The sequence below is a fragment of the Komagataeibacter sp. FNDCR2 genome (assembly GCF_021295395.1).
Taxonomy (GTDB): domain Bacteria; phylum Pseudomonadota; class Alphaproteobacteria; order Acetobacterales; family Acetobacteraceae; genus Komagataeibacter.
In genome coordinates this window covers 1,765,606-1,783,829 of record NZ_JAIWOU010000001.1, presented here as the reverse complement: position 1 = coordinate 1,783,829, position 18,224 = coordinate 1,765,606, and the positions used below count along the sequence as shown (strand labels likewise).

Sequence of the window (18,224 nt, the reverse complement as noted above, 5' to 3'; positions counted from 1 at the left end):
CAGCCCGCCCGGCGGCGTTTCAGCCCGTCAGGGGCAGCAGGAACGGGGCCGTCCGGCTGGCCGGGGCGCGGGCGACATCACGCGGCGTGCCTGCCGCGACGATCCGCCCCCCATCGTCGCCCGCCCCCGGTCCCATGTCGATGATCCAGTCCCCGCGCGCGGCCACGCGCATGTCATGCTCGGCCACCACGACCGTATGGCCTGACTCGACCAGTGATTGCAGGTGGTCCTGCAGCCGGTCCACATCGGCGGGATGCAGGCCGGTGGTCGGCTCATCAAGGATATAGAGCGTATGGCCCCGCCGCTGCTTTTGCAGTTCGGTGGCGAGCTTGATGCGCTGCGCTTCCCCGCCGGACAGTTCGGTTGCGGGCTGTCCCAGCCGGAGGTAGCCCAGCCCACCCTGCCGTAACGTGCCCAAGGCCGCATGCAGGGCGGGTGTATCGGCAAAAAACGCGCTGGCTTCATCCACCGTCATGTCCAGCACATCGGCAATGGATTTGCCGTGCAGCGTCACCTCCAGCACATCGGGCCGGTAGCGCGTGCCGTGGCATGTGGGGCAGGGCGAATAGACACTGGGCAGGAACAGCAGTTCCACCATGACCGATCCCGCGCCCTCGCATGTGGGGCAGCGGCCCTTGGGCAGGTTGAAGGAAAAACGCCCCGCGTCATAATGCCGCGTCCGGGCCAGATCGGTTGCCGCATATATCCGCCGGATGGTGTCGAACAGCCCGGTATAGGTCGCAAGGTTGGAGCGCGGCGTGCGGCCGATCGGCTTCTGGTCGATCATGACCAGCCGTTTCACGGGGTGCGGCCCCGGGGCCACCTGCCCCTGCGGCGTGCCGAGGGGGTAGTCCTCCATGCCGTCCACCTCCGCGTCCCCGGTGCGTTTCTGGCCCAGCGCGCGGGCCAGGATTTCGGGAAGCGCCTGACTGACAAGGCTGGATTTGCCCGACCCCGAAAGGCCCGTCACCGTGACGAAAACACCCAGCGGGATCCCGACGGTCAGGTCATGCAGGTTGTTCCACGTCACCCCCGTAAGTTTTAGCCACCGCGTGGCCTTGCGCGGGGTGCCCGCGATGGGCGTGGCACTGGCGAACAGGTACGGCGCGGTGCGCGAAAGGGGTACGGTGCGCAGCCCGTCGGGGGGGCCGCTGTACAGGATCTCGCCCCCCCTGGCGCCCGCGTCCGGGCCTACATCGACAATCCACTCCGCGCGGCGGATCAGATAGAGGTTATGTTCGACCAGGAACAGGGAATTGCCCGCCGTCTTCAACCCCATCAGCGCGTCCAGCAGGTTGTGGGCATCGGCGGGGTGCAACCCGCTGGAGGGTTCATCAAGCACGTATATCACGCCAAACAGGCTGGAGCGGATCTGCGTGCCCAGCCGCAGGCGCTGGTATTCCCCCGGTGAGAGCGTGGTCACCGCGCGGTCGGCCTGCAGGTAGCCCAGCCCCAGATGTTCCAGCACCGCGATGCGGGCCACGAGGTCGCCCGCCATGCGGTGCGCGGCGATGGCCGTGGCCGCGCCAGCCTGCGCGGCGTCATCGGGGGCCTGCGTTCCGTTGGCCAGCGGAGCCAGCGTGCGGGCGATGGCCGAAAGTGGCAGCCGGGTGAGCTGGGCAATGTTCAGCCCCGCCAGCGTCACACGCAGCGCATCGGGGTTGAGACGCTGGCCATGGCAGGCGGGGCAGGGTGTTGCGGTCAGGAAGCGTTCGGCCCGCCTGCGCATGGTGGCGCTTTGCGATGTGGCGAAGGTATGCAGCACATAGCGCCGCGCGCCCGTGAACGTGCCGTTATAGGCAGGGGGTACGTGGTCATGGATCGCGCGCCGCACGGCGGCATGATCCAGCCCCGGATAGACCGGGAAGGTGGGCGTATCCTCCGTATAGAGGATCCATTCACGTGTGGCGGCTGGCAGGTCGCGCCATGGGCGGTCCACGTCCACGCCCTTGGTGATCAGGATATCGCGCAGGTTCTGCCCCTGCCATGCGGTGGGCCAGGCCGCGACCGCGCGCTGGCGGATGGACAGGCTGTCGTCAGGAACCAGCAGGTCCGTGGTCGTGTCCATGATGCGGCCCTGCCCGTGGCATCGCGGGCAGGCCCCGGCGGGCGTGTTGGTGGAAAAGGATTCCGCTTCCAGCCGCTCCATGCCCGCCGGGTACCGGCCCGCGCGCGAATAGAGCATGCGCAGCAGGTTGGACAGCGTGGTGATGCTCCCGACCGAGGAACGCCCCGTTCCCGTGCCGCGCTGCTGTTGCAGGGCGATGGCGGGGGGCAGTCCCTCGATCGCGGTGACATCGGGCACCGGCATCTGCCGGAACAGCCGCCGGGCATAGGGGGAGACGGATTCAAGGTAACGGCGCTGGGCTTCGGCATACAGCGTGCCGAAGGCGAGCGAGGATTTGCCCGAGCCCGAAACCCCCGTGAACACCACCAGCCTGTCACGCGGGATGTCCACGTTCACGTCTTTCAGGTTGTGTTCCCGCGCGCCGCGAACATGCGTGAAACCTGTCTGGTTGCGCGGGTCGGTGGGAACGGGCGCGGTCGTGGGGAACTGCGGCATGAAATCGGGTCTTTATGTGAAATGCCGGACACCCCCGGCGCCATGCCATCCTATTGCGGTCGGGGGATTTCAGGCAACCGGAGCGGGTCATTATGTTATCGCACATCATGCATTTGGGAGTGGGGTGGTCATATCCGCCGCGCTTGACCGATGGGTGCGGGCAGCGCATCAGAAAAGACAGCATGATGTTATGTACAGGCGGAACGAGCGGGGCAGGCGGAGCATGAAAAGGTTCATTACACTGGGCGTATCCCTGTGCCTGTATTCGGGGTGTCTGGGGGGCACGGGGGCATGGGCGGCCAGCCATGGGGGCGCGTCCGCCCTGATTGCCGAGGGCGAGCGCCATGTGGCGGCCACCCTTGCGGACCCCCACAGCGCCACGTTCCGCGATGTCGTGGTGCATTCCATGGATGGCGCATCCGTGGTGTGTGGCGAGATGGCGGACCACAACCCGCCGGCGGATGGTGTGTACAAGAAATTCGGCTATGTGCAGGGACAGGACGACCCGGTCGTCTTCAGCGGGCGCGACGTGCCACAGAAGATCGAGTTCAACGAGGTCAATGACTGGCTCAATGACAGCATAAAGCTTGAGGATCTGGAAGAAATGGGCTGCGTACCCAAAGGTACGTATCATCATTACAGCGAGGAGCTGAACCAGGTCATGTCCCACCGCCACCAGTTCGGCGTGGACTGAAGGGTGCGGGGCGGGAAATAATCGTATCTTTTTTTATCTAGAATAAAGAAGCGGAAAATTTCCGCTTTCTTAATACATCAGGCCAGCCTGCCATATACTTTTCAAATAATCAGGCGTTTTCGGTTCTTTTCCGCACTAAAGGAACAGGAAACGGACCGGCCTGAAATACGGGCAGTGCTGCCGGGCAACTTGCATCCGGGGCGTGCGTTACGTAACGATGTGCATCCGGGGGCCTATCTGTAGCGCGGGTCGGTACAGTGTTGGCGCATGACATGCAAAATGTCCTGCCGCCACCTTCATGCCAAACAGGGAAAGGGAAAAAATGACGGAAATGAATCAGGCCATGCTGGGTCAGGATGTGATCGCGGCTGGCACGGGCCGCATGGGTACCCTTACCGCCGTCAACGCCGATGCGACAATCCAGATTACCGTGGATGGCCCGGCGGAAAGTGCGTTCACCATTCCCGTATCATGGGTGCAGTCCACCGCCAACGACAAGATCACGCTCAATCATACCGTGGAGGACGTGCAGTCCTATACCCCGCCAGCGTAAAACGCACACGCCATGCAGGTGACGGGCTGGTTCCGTGCGCCTGCTGGCAGGGTGCGGCCTGGTCATCGGCTTCCGTTGCGCTAAATCGTAAGAAAACTTCCTGGCTGTGCATATGCCAGGGCAGGCGCATCTGATGGGGCATGCGCTCAGTCATTATGCAGGGTACGGTCGATCGACCGGCCGGCCTTTTCCGCCGGGCCCTTGGGCGGGTCGATGCTGTCCTGCACCTTGTCGCCAAAATGATCTATTTTCTCACCCACGGTTTCGTTGTGCCGTTTGCACCCGCCCAGTCCCTGACTGGCCAGGACCAGGGCCAGCACCAGAAGGGGAAGGGCGCGCGGCCTACGCCGGACGGAACCACCAGCCGCCATTTTGCGCGATGCCGCCGGTAAGGCCCCGTCATGCCCGATACGGTCGTGATGCAGGGACAGGCGGATGTGGATGTTTTCAAAATGGCTTTCGGGCAGGGTCGCGTCGCGTGGCGTGTGCATGTCCATATCCGGGGGATCCTGATGCGCTGTGGTGCCCTGTTAAAGCGGGCGGCCGCGGGGACGGTTCCCATGGCACGTAAATGTGAGCATCCTTAACCGAACATGGCGCGGCATTCCGGGCACAGGCGCAGGAAACGGCCATCGGCCACAAAGGCGGTATCACAGTTGAGGCAGGTGCGACGTACCTGGTCGGGCCGGTCCATCGGAATGGCGTGGCGGATCCGGTGGCGGCGCAGGTAGGCTTCCAGTGTCTTGATGTTCAGGCCCAGCCTGCGCGCCGTTTCACGGGTGGAGCAGCCCTGCATGCGCAGTTGGGCAAGGGTGGGGGTCAGGGTGCCCCAGTCAACGCGGGGTGGGCGTGTGCGGGGCGATGGTGTCTGTGCGACGATGTGTGTATTTTTCATACTCAATCTGTGCTAAAAAAATACACATACAGCAAGGAAATAATTGCCCCGTGAGATTCTCATCGGTGCCTGCGTTCCATTTGTGTATCTTTTTCACACACATGGAGATACGGTTCATGCATGATCCCAACCTGCCCGATAACTGCACGCAGGCTTTCATTGATGCCCGATTCGAACCGGAGGAACCCGCCTGGGCCGCGCGTTACGTGGTCCAGCTCGCGCACCGGCGCGACCGGCTTGTGGCCATGCGGGCCGAACTGGCCGCCACCCGTTTCGACGGGCCGTATGACAACACGGATATCGTGGGGTATATTGATGATGAGATCGAAACGGTCAGCGCGGCCATGGCCGATCCCCTCAGGCGTCAGGCAGGCTTTTCCGTTTGAAAAGGCATGCGGGAACCGGCACAAGCAAAGACCACGCACCCTGATTTACATGGATATGGAATGACCTCTCCCACCTCCCCGCCTCCCCTCGATCATGAACATTTCCTGCGCCGCGCCTTTGCCGTGGCCGAGCAGGCGCGTCAGGGGGGCGACCATCCCTTCGGCTGCATCCTGGTCGATGGAGAGGGTAACGTGGTGCTGGAACAGGGCAATGGCTACACGGCGGAAGGCGGCGACATGACGGCGCATGCGGAGCGCCTGCTGGCTACGCGTGCCTCCAGGAAATTTCCGCCCGCAGAACTCGCGTCATACACGATGTACACCTCGGCCGAGCCGTGTGCGATGTGTGCGGGTGCGGTGTACTGGAGTGGGATCGGTCGCGTCGTATTCGGGCAGAGCGAACATGACCTGAAGGAGATGACCGGCAACCACCCGGAAAACCCGACCCTCGACCTGCCCTGTCGTACGGTGTTCGCTGCCGGTCAGCGCCCGGTGGAAGTCATCGGCCCTATGCTGGAGGCCGAGGCCGCCGAACTCCAGCGTACGTTCTGGCGCGCCCGGGAAGGTCGGTAGGCAGCCGCACCAAAAAACTTCATGATTTGCGCGGTATGCCCTGATCACACTGTTTCAGGCGCTCCCTAGAACCCGGTTAAGGTCTGCTGCCCGCTGGCCATGGAATAGGAGCAGGCCCGCTCCCCATCCGTCACGACCAGCCAGATGATGTTGCGCAGCCCCGTGTAAAACTGCCCGGCATCGCGCAGGGACGTATAGCCATGGTGGCGGAACCATGAGGCGATGATGGTGGTGGGCTGGTTGCCAAAGGATTTCCGGACCGTATCGAGCAGCTTCCCGCACTGGTCGCGGGTAAAGCTGTCATGGTTTTCGTACCAGATGCCCACAAGGATGCTGTTGCGGCGGGGGTCGAAATCGGCCACCGGCGCCAGGTCGCTGTCATAGCTGTCGGGCAGGCTGTCAATTTCATGCTGCATGGCGCGTTCGGCGCGGATCAGGCCGAGATCCATCATGGTCAGCTTGTCGGCAAACAATGTGCTGATCACCTGGGCCGCCGGTGTCTGGGCGCCCGCCGTGCCGCAATGGCTGGCGGCAAGGGCAAAAATCAGGAACAGGTAACGCAAGATATCCCCCATGGCAGCAGAACTGGTTCCGTTCATCCTTGTCATGGATGAGGCATGCCGTTGCGCATGAATGGCTACAAATTGCATGTCATGATATGAAATAAATAAAAATAACCGCCCGATCCACGTGGGTTCCCTTGAAAGTCATGCATATAAATCCTATCTGCTATGAATGAGATGATTGCCTGGGTGGTGAAAGGGAGCGTGCGGGACATGACACGGATGAGGCTTGCCCTGCGGGGGTGGTTACAGGTGCTGCGGGGCCAGATCGTACGTGAGATGGGTTACGCCATCAGCAGTGACAGGATTCAGCAGCGCGGCGTGGTGATTGAAAAGCGCGGCCATGGCCTGCTGTACCGGGCGCATCGCATGGGGATGACGACCAGCGTGGCCAAGCCCGATCCCTATTCCCTCCCGCCCCAACGCTGAAGGTACGGGCACGATGACGGGTGGGAGAAAATTTCCCACTCCCGTTCACGAGTCGCCACGTTCCTTCACATTATCCCCGTCCATGCCCACGCCTATCCACAGGGTTGCCCGGATATTCGTCCCCTGAATCTGTGGATAAGGTGGCGCCCGGGGTGTTGCTCCGGGCCCGTTAACGGTGCCCCACCAGATGCTGGATGTCATCGCCCACATGACGCAGCGCATCGCGGATGGACATATGGCGGCGATTGCCCGCCGCCGAGACCACGGTAACCGTGGCGGTCATGCCCGCGGCCAGCACCAGGTCGGGGGGCACCCTGTCGATATGGACACGTACCGGAATCCGCTGCGCCAGCCGCACCCATGTATAGACCGGGTCCACCGCTGGCAGCCCCTGGGTTGATGTCGCGGCGTTGTTGCTGGCGATCCCGCGGGTAATGCTTTCCACATGGCCGAACAGCGGTTCATGAAACCCCATGAGATCCAGCCGCACCGGGTCGCCTACCTTGATGGCGTGGATTTTCGTTTCCTCGAAATACCCGTCCACCCAGTAGGAATCCGTGTCGATGATCTGGATATTGACCTGCCCCGCATTGGCGTAGTCGCCCGAACGCATGGTCAGGTTGGTGACATAGCCGTTGATCGAACTGCGCACCTCGGTCCGCTCAAGGTTGATGCGCGCCTGCCGCAGGTCGGCCAGCGCGGCGGCGTATTGCGCTTCCGCCTGCTCGGCCACGGCCTCGAACTGCTGCTTTTCCTCGCCCGATACCGCAACGCCCGCAATCTGCTGGCGGCGTTCGAACTGTGATGTCTTGAACTCCAGATCCGCCCGGCGTTCATTCACGGCGGCGGTGGCGATATCCACCTTCACCCGGAAATCGAACGGATCGATCACGTACAGGATGTCGCCCTTGTGGACGAACTGGTTGTCGTGCACGCGCACTTCATTGATCTGCCCGGAAATGCGCGGGGCGATGTTGGCCACCTGCGCGCGGACCTGCCCGTTCCGTGTCCAGGGGGAGGCGGTATAGTAATCCCACAGCACCACGGCCACGATCATCGCGACCAGCAGGATAATCAGCGTAATGGCCAGACGCACAAGGCGGTTTGCGTAAGCGAACACGTCAGGATTCTTTCACAGGATCAGTGTATAGAGACCAACAAGGCAGATCAGCAGCCCGAACTGCGCCAGTGGCGGGTTCCAGACGAACCGCCATAGCCTGAGCCATGACAGCAGGCTGCGCAGTACGAGCAGCGTGCACAGCGCCAGCCCGAGGTTCATGACGAAGGCGGAAACCAATACGCCCTCCACATCGACAACCTGCCGCATCAGCCCGCCCTGCGTTCGTGAATGAGACCGTAATGCCGCATGTGCGGCCGCGCCGCGTGCCATGCGCGCTGCACCGCGTTCAGCCCCGCCAGCAGGTTCAGCGCTGCGTACTGCGTCTGCGCGGGCAGGTGCCGCGTGGGGCCGGGTACGGCCCGCACCGCATCCTGCATCCGTTCCGTCACGTTCCACGGGGCGTGCAGGACCAGTTCGCGCTGGGCCATCTCGGCCGCGGGGCGCAGCATGCCGATTTTGCCGGCCTGCCGGGCATAGGCGCGCGCGCGGGCCAGCGCGCCGTCCAGTTCCGTAAGGGCGGCGACACTTTCCATCTGGTTGCGGCTGGTGGGGGTGGCGGGCAGGCGTTCGATCCAGAACTGCATCTGCGCCAGCCGGTCATAGGCGCGGGTCAGGCGGGGCGTGCCTTCGGCCTCGCCGCGTCCCGCCATCTGGCGTTGGAGCGCGCGCACGATGGTCGCGGCCATCCAGAACCGCTGCCTGCGCGGGGAGGGCGGAAACAGCAGCACCAGCACGATGAAGGCCAGAAGGGCCGCCAGCAGGTAGAAGATGTTGCGGTTGAGGAATTCGGTCGGGTCATAGCCCTGGTGGTTGTCCAGACCCAGTATGGCGAAGAAGAAAACCCCGTAATTGAAGCCAATGGCCGCCGTTGCGGGGCGCATGAGCAGCCAGCAGGCCACCAGTGTCTGCGGCAGCAGGCTCAGGGCGAGAAACGGCATGTCCGCCCCATGCAGCAGCACGACAAAGTTCAGCACCGCCGCCACCAGCACGCTGCATGGAATGCCGATCACGGCCCCCATGCCAAAGCGGGCCGTGTCCACGTTCGTGGCCGCCAGCGTCAGGGTCAGCGCGGTCTGGGCCAGCGCCACGGTCGCCCCCGGCAGGCCTGTGACGACGCATACACCGGCAGCGAAGGAGAAACCGATCAGCAGCCGCAATGCGCCGATCAGCGCCAGCCCGTAATTGGGCTGCGTGGCGATACGCACGGTCCCGGATGCGGGAAAGCGCCCGGCCTCCCCCGCCAGCCGGGCCTGCCCGGCGTGGATGGCGGCGCGCGCCTCCAGCATGCGGGCCGCGCGTTCGATGGCGAAGGCCTCATCCGCGTTGGGAATGTGATGGGGCAGGTCCGTACGCATCATGTCGAGGATACGGGCGGTAAATCCGGCCTGGTCGGTGCGCAGGTCGGTCTGGCTGGCGATGCGGGCGATGGCGCCCTCGATCACGGGGTGGATGGCGCTATGGCCCGCATGGCGGCCAAGCCCGCGCGCGCAGTCCAGCACCGTCAGCATGGACACCATGGCCAGCCGCGCGCCGTTCGCCCGCGCGCCGCCGCCTTCCAGTTCCGTGCGGGCATAGGACAGCCGCGTGGTCAGCGCGAGGATTCGGGCCGCGAGCTGCACATCGGCCTGCGCGCCCCGGTCATGCATGTGCACCAGGGCGGCGCGCGCGGTCTCGCTTACGGGGCGGGTCAACTGCCTGAGCCCATCCGCCAGACCACGCCATGCCTCGGGCGAGCCGGAGATGATGTTGACCACCGCCACCGCGAACACCCCGATGGAAATGGCCGATGCGCGCGAGACGGCCACGTTGAATACATCCTGTGGCCGGTCGATGCAGTTGACCGCGACCAGCGCCACGGTATAGCCCGACAGCAGCGCGCCATAGGAGCGGAAGTCCCGCTCCAGCGATCCCACAAACGCGCAGGCGGCCAGCCACAGCGCCACACCGCCCAGGAACGGCCCGCGCTGCTCGTTCCACACCGCCACCAGCACAATGGACACCCCCATGCCCACAACGGTGCCCAGCAGCCGGTAAAATGCCTTGGAAAGCGCCTGCCCACGCAGGGGCTGCGCCAGGATCATGACCGTCACCCCTACCAGCAGCGGGTTGTCGATCTGGACCCAGAAGGCGGCGGCCAGCCCGATGACAAGGGAACACCACGTCCGCAGGCTGAACCCCACCCAGCCCGGGGGGAGCCGGTCCATCCATGGTAAGAACGCGCGCGCCATGTCATGCAGGCGTCGCGCACTTCCTGCCTCTATGTCTGGCATGGACTCCCTGACCGTTCAGTGGCTCGTTGTGTTTGATACACTCAAAGTCGCTGTACATTCATAACAAATCGTGTACCGGGGCGTACGGTCCCTTCCTCAGCCGGGGGAGATCACCCGGTGGCGGACGACTTCGCCCACAATGATCAGCGCGGGGCTGCCTATGCCCGCTTCAGTCGCCTGCCGCGCCAGCGTGCCCAGCGTTCCGGTCAGCACGCGCTGGTCCGCGCGGGTGCCGCGTTCGACGATCGCGGCGGGCCAGTCCGCCGGCAGGCCGTGATCCATAAGCCGCGCGCACAGCGCGGGCAGGGCGGAGACACCCATGTAGATGACAACCGTCTGTCCCGGCCGGGCCATGCTGTCCCATGGCAGGTGCAGCGTGCCATCCGCGCGGGCGTGGCCGGTCACGAACATGCATGCCTGCGCGCAGTCGCGATGGGTCAGGGGAATACCGGCATAGGCCGCGCATCCGTTCGCCGCCGTAATGCCGGGAACGACCTGAAAGGGAATGGCCGAGTCCAGAAGGGCCTCGATCTCCTCTCCCCCCCGACCGAACACGAACGGGTCGCCGCCCTTCAGGCGCAGCACGCGCTGGCCTGCCTGCGCGCGGCGCACCAGTTCGGCGTTGATCTCCTCCTGCGGCATGGTGTGCCTGTTGCGGCGCTTGCCCACGAAAACCAGTTCCGCGTCCCGGCGCACCCGGTCCAGCAGCGCGGGGGAAAGAAGCTGGTCGTACAGCACGCTGTCGGCGTTCTGCATCATGTGCAGCGCGCGCAGGGTCAGCAGGTCCGGGTCGCCCGGGCCTGCGCCCACCAGCCATACCTCGCCACGCGTGGTGGTTCCGGCAATGATGTCGTCCAGTATGGCGCGCGCGCGGGCACTTTCGCCCTGCCGGGCCGCCTGCGCGCCCGCCCCGTCCAGAAAGGTTTCCCATACCCGCCTGCGGCGCACGATGTCGGGACAGGCGCGCCCGACATGCTCGCGCTGGTCCTGCATGAACAGGGCCAGTTCGCCCGTGCCCTCGGGTATGACGCTTTCCACCTGTTCACGCAGGCGGCGCGCCAGCACGGGTGCGCCCCCCCCGGTCGAGATGGCGATGCGCACAAGCCCGCGATGAATCTGCGCGGGTGTGATGAAGCTGGAGGGCGCGGGGTCATCCACCGCGCAGACGGGAATGTTCATCTCACGCGCGATGGCGGCGGCGGCGCGGTTGATCGCACGGTCATCGGTCGCGGCATAGACAAGGCGGCAGCCGGGCATGGCATCGCGCAGCGTGCGGTCATCGGCGCTGGTGGCGATATGGATGATCGCGCCATTCTTCTCCCATTCGCGCATCTCGTCATCCAGGCGGGCGGCGATGACCTGCACCCGCGCGCGATGCGCCAGCAGCAGGCGCACCTTGTTGGCGGCGATCATGCCCCCGCCCACCACCAGCACCCGGACATCGTCCAGACGCAGCGCAAGGGGGAACCATGCGGGTTCGGAAATATTGGTCATGCGGTCAAACAGCCGGTCGCGCCGGCATCCCGTGGCTGGTGGGGGGCTGGTCAGTCATGTCATGTGGTGCGGCATGCCGCGCCATATCAGTGGGAGGCGACGTTCTTCAACCCTTCGGCATAGCCCCAGCGTGCCCATGTCGAACGGTCCTTGACCGATCCCGGCGTATTGGTGGCGCATGCGGCCAGCGACAGCATGATGGCGCAGAGACCAAGAACGGGAAGAAAACGGGCCAAAAAAACCTCCTGCATGACGCAAGGGCCGACATAGCAGAAAAGCCCCGCCTTCACCACGCCCCTACATGAATTGATGGGACGCGCCCCTCACGCCCGGGCGGGAATGGTGGTAAGCAGCATGCGCCGGCCTGCCACCCGCACGGCCGTGGACCGTGGAAAGGAACAGGGTGAATGCAGTCGATGGAAATCGTAAGCACCGTGGACGAGCTGCGCGCGCGTGTCAGGGCATGGAAACAGGCCGGGCAGCGCGTGGGCGTGGTGCCGACAATGGGCGCGCTGCATGCGGGCCACCTGTCCCTGGTGCAGGCGGCGCGCGCGCGCGCGGACCGCGTGGTCACCACGGTTTTCGTCAACCCGATCCAGTTCGACAACGCCGATGACCTGACCACCTACCCCCGCACGCTGGAGGCGGATGCACGCCTGCTGGCCGATGCCGGGGTGGATGTGCTGTATGCCCCCACGGCGGCGCAGATGTACCCGCCCGGCTTCGCCACGCGCATTACGGTCTCCGGCGTGTCGGAGGGGCTGTGCGGCGGCGCGCGGCCGGGGCATTTCGATGGCGTGGCGACGGTGGTGTGCAAGCTGCTCATGCAGACGCTGGCGGACAGCGCCTTTTTTGGGGAAAAGGATTTCCAGCAGGTTCAGGTGGTCCGCCGCATGGTGGCCGACCTTGACCTGCCGGTCGAGATCGTGACCTGCCCCACGAAGCGCGAGCCCGACGGGCTGGCCCTGTCATCGCGCAACCGGCGGCTGACGGCGGAACAGCGCCAGGCGGCCCTTGCCCTGCCCCGCACGCTTGAGGCCTGCGCGCGGGACATCGCGGCGGGGGCGGATGTGGCCCATGCGCTGGCGCGGGCCACGGCACGACTGGCCGCCGCCGGTTTCGATCCGGTGGATTACGTGGAACTACGGGCCGAGACCGACCTGCGGCCCCTGGATGCAATGCCCGCCACGACGACGCGCGCGCGCCTGCTGGCGGCGGCATGGCTGGGGACGGTGCGCCTGATAGACGGCATGCCCGTGCCGCCCCCTGCCTGAAGGCGTGGCCGCGGCGGGTCAGGCGTCGAGCTTGCGGGCCTCGTCGGGCAGCATGATGGGAATGCCGTCGCGCACCGGAAAGGCCAGCCCCGCGCGCTTGCTGATCAGTTCACTGGCCTCGCGGTCATAGACCAGCGGCCCCTTGGTCACGGGGCAGACAAGGACGGACAGCAGCCGGGGATCAAGCGGGGGTGCGGGTGGCGTTTCGGTCATGGCGGCGTATCCCATGCAGGTTGCGATCATTCATGCGACATCGGTCACGAGGGGGATGCACCCTCCTCGGGTTCATGTCCAGCCCCGTCCAGCAGATTGCGCAGGATCTGCGCGCGGGCGGCGGGGGTGGGGGCTTCAAGCATCATCTGGCGCGGCGCGGTGCCGAACGGGCAGATCATGGGCAGCGTGACCAGCAGGGCGGCGTCATCCATCTGGCGCAGCGCGTCCCACTGCGTGCTCACGCCCTGCGCCTCGCAGAAATCGTGCAGCGCATTGAGCAGTCCCTCCCGGTCGAAGGGGATGTCATCCTCGCTGTCCGTCATGTCCGCCACGAAGGAGGACACGTCAATCCGCCCCACCCGGTACCCCCGGCGCAGCGCCGTCTCGCGCAGGAGGCGAAAGCGCGCGATGCCCGTCAGCGTGATGGCGTAGGTGCCATCCGCGCGTTCGGTCATGGCGGTGATGCGGCCCACGCAGCCAATGCCGTACAGCGGCGGGGTGTCGCTGTGGCCGTCATCCATTCCGGCGTCCGGCATGTCGTCGTCGGGGCCGGTGTCTTCCATCCCGTCCAGCGGGCGGGGCTGGATCATGCCGATCAGGCGGTTGCCCGCCAGCGCGTCCTCCACCAGCGCGACATAGCGCGGTTCGAACACATTGAGCGGCAGCCGCCCCTGTGGCAGCAGCAGGGCCTCATCAAGGGGAAACAGCCCCAGCTCCACCGGAAAATCCGCCAGGGTCATGTCCCCGAGCTGGGGAATGCGGCGGGGGATGTCATCATGGATTATGACGGTCCCCCATCTGTCATGCCGCGTCACGAAAACAGCAGCGAGGACATGCGCCGCCGCGCGGCGATGGTGGCGGGATCGGTCTGGCCCCATGCCTCGAACAGGCGGATAAGCTGCAGGCGGGCGGCATCGTCATTCCACTGCCGGTCTTCCTTCATGATGGCCAGGAGTTCATCGGCGGCTTCCGCGCGCTTGCCCGCCGCGTTCAGGGCGGCGGACAGTTCGAAACGGGCGGCGTAATCCTTGGGGTTGGCGGCGATGCGGGCGCGGATTTCCTCGGCTTCCTCCGCCGCCTTGCGGCCTTCGCGCTTGAGTTCGAGCGCCGCCCGCGCCCCGGTGATTTCGGCATGGCCGGCAATAGCCTCGGGCACGTCCTTCAGCGCGGTTTCGGCCCCTTCATCTTCACCCATTTCAATGAACGCACGGACAAGGCCACCCCATGCGGCGGGATTTTCCGGTTCGATTTCCAGCACCTGCGAGAACAGACCCGCCGCCGCTTCGGCGCGGCCTTCCTCCATCTCGGCGCGGGCCGCGTCGATCAGGTCCGCCGCCGGCAGCGCGCCGCCGCCCGCCTTCAGCACGGTTTCGATAAACCGGCGTATCTCGCTTTCCGGTTTCGCGCCCTGGAACATGTCCAGTATCTGCCCCTGCCAGAAGGCGGCGACCAGCGGGATCGACTGCAGCGGCAGGCCGATCTGGCCGAGCTGCTGCACCAGCGCGCGATTGGCGTCCACATCAATCTTGACCAGCCGCACCCGGCCCCCCGCCGCGCGCACCACCTTTTCCAGCACCGGGGTGAGCTGCTTGCACGGGTTGCACCACGTCGCCCAGAAATCCACCAGCACCGGCACGTCGCGGCTCGCTTCCACCACATCATGCATGAAGGTGTTCTGGGTGCCGTCCATCACCGGGTCGGGCGCGCCGCCGGGTGCTGCGGCAACCGGGCCGGAACTGGCGGGCCGGGGTGTCTGGCCGATAATGTAGTCCATCTGGTTCTGTATCCTGTTGGTCTGCGGCCAGCATGGGAAAGAAGGCGGCATGTGCCTTTATGCCCATGGTGGCCGGTTCTTGTCGCTTCATGATAGATTGGCATTCCACGCCATGGCCGCAACCGTCTTGTGGGGGGATGAAAAAAATTCGCCAAAAGCATTTTTACCCTCTTGCGCGTGCCGGTGGTTTACCGTAAACACCGCCTCACCGATACGGAGCGCGGGCGTAGCTCAGGGGTAGAGCACAACCTTGCCAAGGTTGGGGTCGTGGGTTCGAATCCCATCGCCCGCTCCAGATTTCAAGAAAATCAGCGGTTTCAAACAGCCCTTCGGGGCTGTTTTTGTTTTTCAGGCCTGGCGTTGGCCCAGGCCGGACACCGTGGCGCTTCCCCATGCGGGGGCTGCTATTCTTCCCGTCCGGGCATTCAAATCATTTGCCCCTGAGTCCCGCAGGCGGTATCCATCACAGGGCGTGATGGCGGTTGATGTCCTTGCGATTGATTGTGAACAGAATACGAACGGTGCCCCATGCCCAGAACCCGCGCAGCACAGGATATCGGGCAGGAATTCCTGGCGGATGTCGGCATGGGCAAGGCCAGGACCATTCTGGCCGATCCGCCCTGGCAGTTCACGAACCGGACCGGAAAGGTCGCGCCCGAGCACCGTCGGCTCACCCGTTATGAAACCATGACGCTGGATGACATCTGTGCCCTGCCGGTGGCGCAGGCGGCGGCGGAGACGGCGCACCTGTACCTGTGGGTGCCCAACGCGCTTCTGCCCGATGGCCTGCGGGTGATGTCGGAATGGGGTTTTACTTACAAATCCAACATCATCTGGCATAAAATCCGCAAGGATGGCGGTTCCGATGGCCGGGGCGTGGGCTTTTACTTCCGTAATGTCACGGAAATCCTGTTATTCGGGGTTCGGGGCAAAAACGCCCGCACGCTTGCGCCCGGCCGCACCCAGGTCAACTATCTGGCGACCCGCAAGCGGGAACACAGCCGCAAGCCCGATGAACAGTATGACCTGATCGAATCCTGCTCACCGGGGCCTTATCTGGAAATGTTTGCCCGTGGCCCGCGCCAGGGCTGGTCCGTATGGGGCAATCAGGCCGAGAATTACGCGCCTACGTGGGAGACGTACAAGCATAACAGCACGAATGAACGTGCAGCCGCCAGTAACGAGACCAAACCGCCCCTGGGCGTTGACTAACCTTCCGTCTCGTCATCGCTTTCCGTCTCGGTCACGTCCAGGGCGGGGGTGTTGCGGATGACCGGATGGGCGTCTTTCCACGCCTCGAAGGTGTCGATCAGGGCGGGCCTGAAGCCAAGGGCCAGAATGGGGCACCCGCCACCGCGCCCGGCTTCGATGCGATAGGTCAGCTTGCCCATCCATGTGGTGGAAGCGCCGAATTTGCCCTTGCTCATTTCCGTGGGGGAACGGCTCTGCAGTTCGTTGAAGGCGGGCACCAGTTCGCGGCTGCGCGTCAGCAGGACGCCCGCCGCGATTATGTTGCAGTCATAAAAGCTGCGCAGGGCATACAGGTCGCGGTCGAAAGTCTGGTCCTTGGAATTCCATTCCATGTCGAAGGCCACGCGGTTTTTGACAAAATCAATCTTGTGGCCATCAACGAAGGCGTCGATCTTGTAACGTTCGATCTGGCGCGGGGCCGCCCTGCCGCGTTTGGACGGGTCGGTGTAGGTGATGCGATTGATCAGCAGGTCCGCCGTCACGCGGGTTTCACGCCAGCCGAGCGGATGAAACAGGTCTTCCACCCCCTTGGCGATGCGCGATTTATTGCCGCCCCCTGCGATGATGTCGTCCGGTGCGATGCGGAATCCCATTAATGTTTCCGTCAGTTCACGGAATTCATCCGGGCAGGATGCGGCCAGAATCTGCGCCGCGTTCCGGTAACTGAGAACTTCGTAAAGATCGAAAAACCCATCCGGAAACAGCCGCCTGTCCACCCTGTCCCGCGATGTGATCGAAATGACCCGGGGGAGGTCGGTCGTATCGGTCATATGTATTCCCATCCTGTCGGGACTGATGAATTCGCGGTGGGGTTTGTGTTCTTTTTTGTAAAAAAGAACCAAAAAACATCTGTCTGTTTAAGCATTATGTGCTTAAGAAGAAATAATGGAAAAATAGTAAAAGTCTCTTTGCTTCTTTTTATTCAGAAAAAGAAGAGGATGATACATTCGCCCAAGTTTTCATATACCACATGAGCAGCAGCTTACAGCAGCTTCATGATCTTGAGCAGCAGCCACGTAATCATCATGAATATGAAGCAGATGCCACCTGCCTCCACCGTGCCCAGCGCGCCCGTGGCCAGGAACATGCCGCCGGTGTTCATGCCGAAAAACCCGGTGACAAAGGTGGCGGGCAGCATGAGCGTGGTCACGATGGAGACGGTGTAAAGGCGGCGGTTGGTTTCTTCCGCCTGCCCTGAAGCCAGTTCGTCCTGCAGGGAGCGCGCGCGGTCCTGTAATGCCAGAAGATCGTCAAGGGCTGCGTGAATCTGGCGCTGGGAGCGGTCGCGTATGTCGTCTTCCGCCCATTCGGGCAGTTCCAGATCCTCGTTATGGAAAATACGGTCCACTGGCGAGATGACGCGCCGCAATTCGGTCGAACGGCGGCGCACGCGCCCGATCAGCCCGCTTATGCGCCCGAAATCCGTGTGCTGGTCCAGTGTCAGCAGCAGATCCTCCGCCCGGTCGAGCTTGTCGTCGAGCATGGCGATATTGCGCCGCACGGTATCGGCGAATTCCAGCAAGGTGTAATCGACCACTTCGGCGGGGGAATCGAAGGAATCGGCGCGCTGCAGCGCACGATAGACCATCCCGAGTGCTGGAACCGGCTGGCGGCGCGTCGTGATCAGCAGTTCGGGCAGCACCGCGAAACGCCAGGCCGAGAGGTTCTTGTCATCCTCCGACATCGCATCGTCAAAACCCGGCAGTGCGCCGTACACGATGTCGCCTTCGGCCTCCACATTGGTGCCGCGATCGGTGCTGCCCAGCGCAAGCCGTACCTCTTCGGGCAGGCAGGGTATGGCCTGTATGTGGGCGCGACTGGCTGTATGGACGATATCGTAATGCAGCCAGACCCATGAATCCGGGATGGGGGGGGAGCCACCTTCCAGCGCGTGGACGATCTGCCCGTCATCCAGGCGCACAGGGCGGTGGCCCGCCCGGCAGGCAATGGCCCAGACCAGCCCGTTGGACACGGATGCGGCCGATGGCATGTCCGACAGCAGGGATGTGCTGTCGGCCAAGGGGAAATCGGGCACGGTCTCCATCGCGTATCCCTCCATCATGCCGCGTGTCGCGGGTGTCGTGTCGGTTCTGGCGGGGCCAATACGAAACGGGCGGGCAGGCGCGTCGTGCCCGCTGGCCCCCGCCTGTCCGCCCGCCCGGTAATCGCCCC

At 64.3% G+C, this 18,224-nt stretch carries 22 protein-coding genes and 1 tRNA gene; 9 read left to right on the top strand and 14 right to left on the bottom strand.

Annotated elements, in window-relative coordinates; translation table 11 throughout:
* Positions 1 to 19: 19 nt before the first annotated feature.
* Entirely contained in the window at positions 20 to 2,563 is a 2,544-nt protein-coding gene (locus LDL28_RS08415) for an excinuclease ABC subunit UvrA (RefSeq protein WP_233058145.1), read from the bottom strand.
* A 223-nt stretch (positions 2,564 to 2,786) separates the two neighbouring features.
* On the opposite strand from LDL28_RS08415, the gene LDL28_RS08410 reads away from it, so the two are divergent.
* A complete protein-coding gene (locus tag LDL28_RS08410; protein ID WP_233058144.1) occupies positions 2,787 to 3,257 on the top strand; it encodes a hypothetical protein in 471 nt (156 codons plus the stop codon).
* Positions 3,258 to 3,579: 322 nt separating this feature from the next.
* Positions 3,580 to 3,810, top strand: coding sequence for a DUF2171 domain-containing protein (locus tag LDL28_RS08405; protein ID WP_233058143.1), 231 nt, complete (start codon positions 3,580 to 3,582; stop codon positions 3,808 to 3,810).
* Between the two features lie 146 nt (positions 3,811 to 3,956).
* Here the strand turns inward: LDL28_RS08405 and LDL28_RS08400 are convergent, their stop codons facing one another.
* On the bottom strand, positions 3,957 to 4,307 hold the full coding sequence (locus tag LDL28_RS08400; RefSeq protein WP_233058142.1) for a hypothetical protein: 351 nt from the start codon (positions 4,305 to 4,307) through the stop codon (positions 3,957 to 3,959).
* Between the two features lie 86 nt (positions 4,308 to 4,393).
* On the bottom strand, positions 4,394 to 4,705 hold the full coding sequence (locus LDL28_RS08395; RefSeq protein WP_233058141.1) for a helix-turn-helix transcriptional regulator: 312 nt from the start codon (positions 4,703 to 4,705) through the stop codon (positions 4,394 to 4,396).
* A gap of 116 nt (positions 4,706 to 4,821) precedes the next feature.
* On the opposite strand from LDL28_RS08395, the gene LDL28_RS08390 reads away from it, so the two are divergent.
* Complete coding sequence (locus LDL28_RS08390; protein WP_233058140.1) at positions 4,822 to 5,091, top strand: hypothetical protein; 270 nt, start codon at positions 4,822 to 4,824, stop codon at positions 5,089 to 5,091.
* A gap of 60 nt (positions 5,092 to 5,151) precedes the next feature.
* A complete protein-coding gene (locus tag LDL28_RS08385; protein ID WP_233058139.1) occupies positions 5,152 to 5,664 on the top strand; it encodes a nucleoside deaminase in 513 nt (170 codons plus the stop codon).
* Positions 5,665 to 5,729: 65 nt separating this feature from the next.
* Here the strand turns inward: LDL28_RS08385 and LDL28_RS08380 are convergent, their stop codons facing one another.
* Positions 5,730 to 6,239: a hypothetical protein gene (locus LDL28_RS08380; RefSeq protein WP_233058138.1), complete on the bottom strand. Its 510-nt coding sequence runs from the start codon at positions 6,237 to 6,239 to the stop codon at positions 5,730 to 5,732.
* Positions 6,240 to 6,440: 201 nt separating this feature from the next.
* Between LDL28_RS08380 and LDL28_RS08375 the strand changes: the two genes are divergently transcribed.
* Entirely contained in the window at positions 6,441 to 6,656 is a 216-nt protein-coding gene (locus tag LDL28_RS08375; RefSeq protein ID WP_233058137.1) for a hypothetical protein, read from the top strand.
* A gap of 169 nt (positions 6,657 to 6,825) precedes the next feature.
* On the opposite strand, the gene LDL28_RS08370 is transcribed toward LDL28_RS08375, so the two are convergent.
* The 5 genes from LDL28_RS08370 to LDL28_RS08350 form a co-directional block, all read right to left on the bottom strand.
* Positions 6,826 to 7,776 carry an HlyD family secretion protein gene (locus LDL28_RS08370; RefSeq protein WP_233058136.1) on the bottom strand — a complete coding sequence of 317 codons (951 nt, stop codon included), beginning with the start codon at positions 7,774 to 7,776 and terminating at the stop codon, positions 6,826 to 6,828.
* A gap of 12 nt (positions 7,777 to 7,788) precedes the next feature.
* Positions 7,789 to 7,983, bottom strand: a complete 195-nt coding sequence (locus LDL28_RS08365; protein ID WP_233058135.1) for a DUF1656 domain-containing protein — start codon at positions 7,981 to 7,983, stop codon at positions 7,789 to 7,791.
* Positions 7,983 to 10,046: an FUSC family protein gene (locus LDL28_RS08360; protein WP_233058134.1), complete on the bottom strand. Its 2,064-nt coding sequence runs from the start codon at positions 10,044 to 10,046 to the stop codon at positions 7,983 to 7,985. Before LDL28_RS08360 ends, LDL28_RS08365 begins: the two co-directional genes overlap by 1 nt.
* Before the next feature lie 96 nt (positions 10,047 to 10,142).
* Positions 10,143 to 11,540 (bottom strand): siroheme synthase CysG, encoded by a 1,398-nt coding sequence (gene cysG, locus LDL28_RS08355; RefSeq protein WP_233058133.1) that lies wholly within the window; start codon positions 11,538 to 11,540, stop codon positions 10,143 to 10,145.
* Between the two features lie 86 nt (positions 11,541 to 11,626).
* Positions 11,627 to 11,776 (bottom strand): hypothetical protein, encoded by a 150-nt coding sequence (locus tag LDL28_RS08350; protein WP_167537195.1) that lies wholly within the window; start codon positions 11,774 to 11,776, stop codon positions 11,627 to 11,629.
* Positions 11,777 to 11,956: 180 nt separating this feature from the next.
* Here LDL28_RS08350 and panC point away from each other — a divergent pair, with 180 nt between their 5' ends.
* Positions 11,957 to 12,814 carry a pantoate--beta-alanine ligase gene (gene panC / locus LDL28_RS08345; RefSeq protein ID WP_233059240.1) on the top strand — a complete coding sequence of 286 codons (858 nt, stop codon included), beginning with the start codon at positions 11,957 to 11,959 and terminating at the stop codon, positions 12,812 to 12,814.
* Between the two features lie 18 nt (positions 12,815 to 12,832).
* On the opposite strand, the gene LDL28_RS08340 is transcribed toward panC, so the two are convergent.
* Genes LDL28_RS08340 through LDL28_RS08330 form a run of 3 tightly spaced genes read right to left on the bottom strand, consistent with a single transcriptional unit; the run spans position 12,833 to position 14,801 of the window.
* On the bottom strand, positions 12,833 to 13,027 hold the full coding sequence (locus LDL28_RS08340; RefSeq protein ID WP_233058132.1) for a Trm112 family protein: 195 nt from the start codon (positions 13,025 to 13,027) through the stop codon (positions 12,833 to 12,835).
* A 44-nt stretch (positions 13,028 to 13,071) separates the two neighbouring features.
* Complete coding sequence (locus LDL28_RS08335; RefSeq protein ID WP_233058131.1) at positions 13,072 to 13,842, bottom strand: LON peptidase substrate-binding domain-containing protein; 771 nt, start codon at positions 13,840 to 13,842, stop codon at positions 13,072 to 13,074.
* Positions 13,839 to 14,801: a tetratricopeptide repeat protein gene (locus LDL28_RS08330; RefSeq protein ID WP_233058130.1), complete on the bottom strand. Its 963-nt coding sequence runs from the start codon at positions 14,799 to 14,801 to the stop codon at positions 13,839 to 13,841. The genes LDL28_RS08335 and LDL28_RS08330 overlap by 4 nt, the downstream gene beginning before the upstream one ends.
* Positions 14,802 to 15,021: 220 nt before the next feature.
* Between LDL28_RS08330 and LDL28_RS08325 the strand changes: the two genes are divergently transcribed.
* Together LDL28_RS08325 and LDL28_RS08320 are read left to right on the top strand one after the other, a co-directional pair.
* Positions 15,022 to 15,096, top strand: a tRNA-Gly gene (locus LDL28_RS08325).
* 233 nt (positions 15,097 to 15,329) lie between these two features.
* A complete protein-coding gene (locus tag LDL28_RS08320) occupies positions 15,330 to 16,013 on the top strand; it encodes an MT-A70 family methyltransferase (protein WP_233058129.1) in 684 nt (227 codons plus the stop codon).
* On the opposite strand, the gene LDL28_RS08315 is transcribed toward LDL28_RS08320, so the two are convergent.
* Positions 16,010 to 16,822, bottom strand: coding sequence for a BglII/BstYI family type II restriction endonuclease (locus LDL28_RS08315; protein ID WP_233058128.1), 813 nt, complete (start codon positions 16,820 to 16,822; stop codon positions 16,010 to 16,012). The genes LDL28_RS08320 and LDL28_RS08315 overlap by 4 nt on opposite strands.
* A 212-nt stretch (positions 16,823 to 17,034) precedes the next feature.
* Positions 17,035 to 18,096, bottom strand: coding sequence for a CorA family divalent cation transporter (locus LDL28_RS08310; protein WP_370636373.1), 1,062 nt, complete (start codon positions 18,094 to 18,096; stop codon positions 17,035 to 17,037).
* Here LDL28_RS08310 and LDL28_RS08305 point away from each other — a divergent pair.
* On the top strand, positions 18,041 to 18,217 hold the full coding sequence (locus LDL28_RS08305) for a hypothetical protein (RefSeq protein WP_233059320.1): 177 nt from the start codon (positions 18,041 to 18,043) through the stop codon (positions 18,215 to 18,217). The two genes, LDL28_RS08310 and LDL28_RS08305, sit on opposite strands and share 56 nt — an antisense overlap.
* Positions 18,218 to 18,224 lie beyond the last annotated feature (7 nt).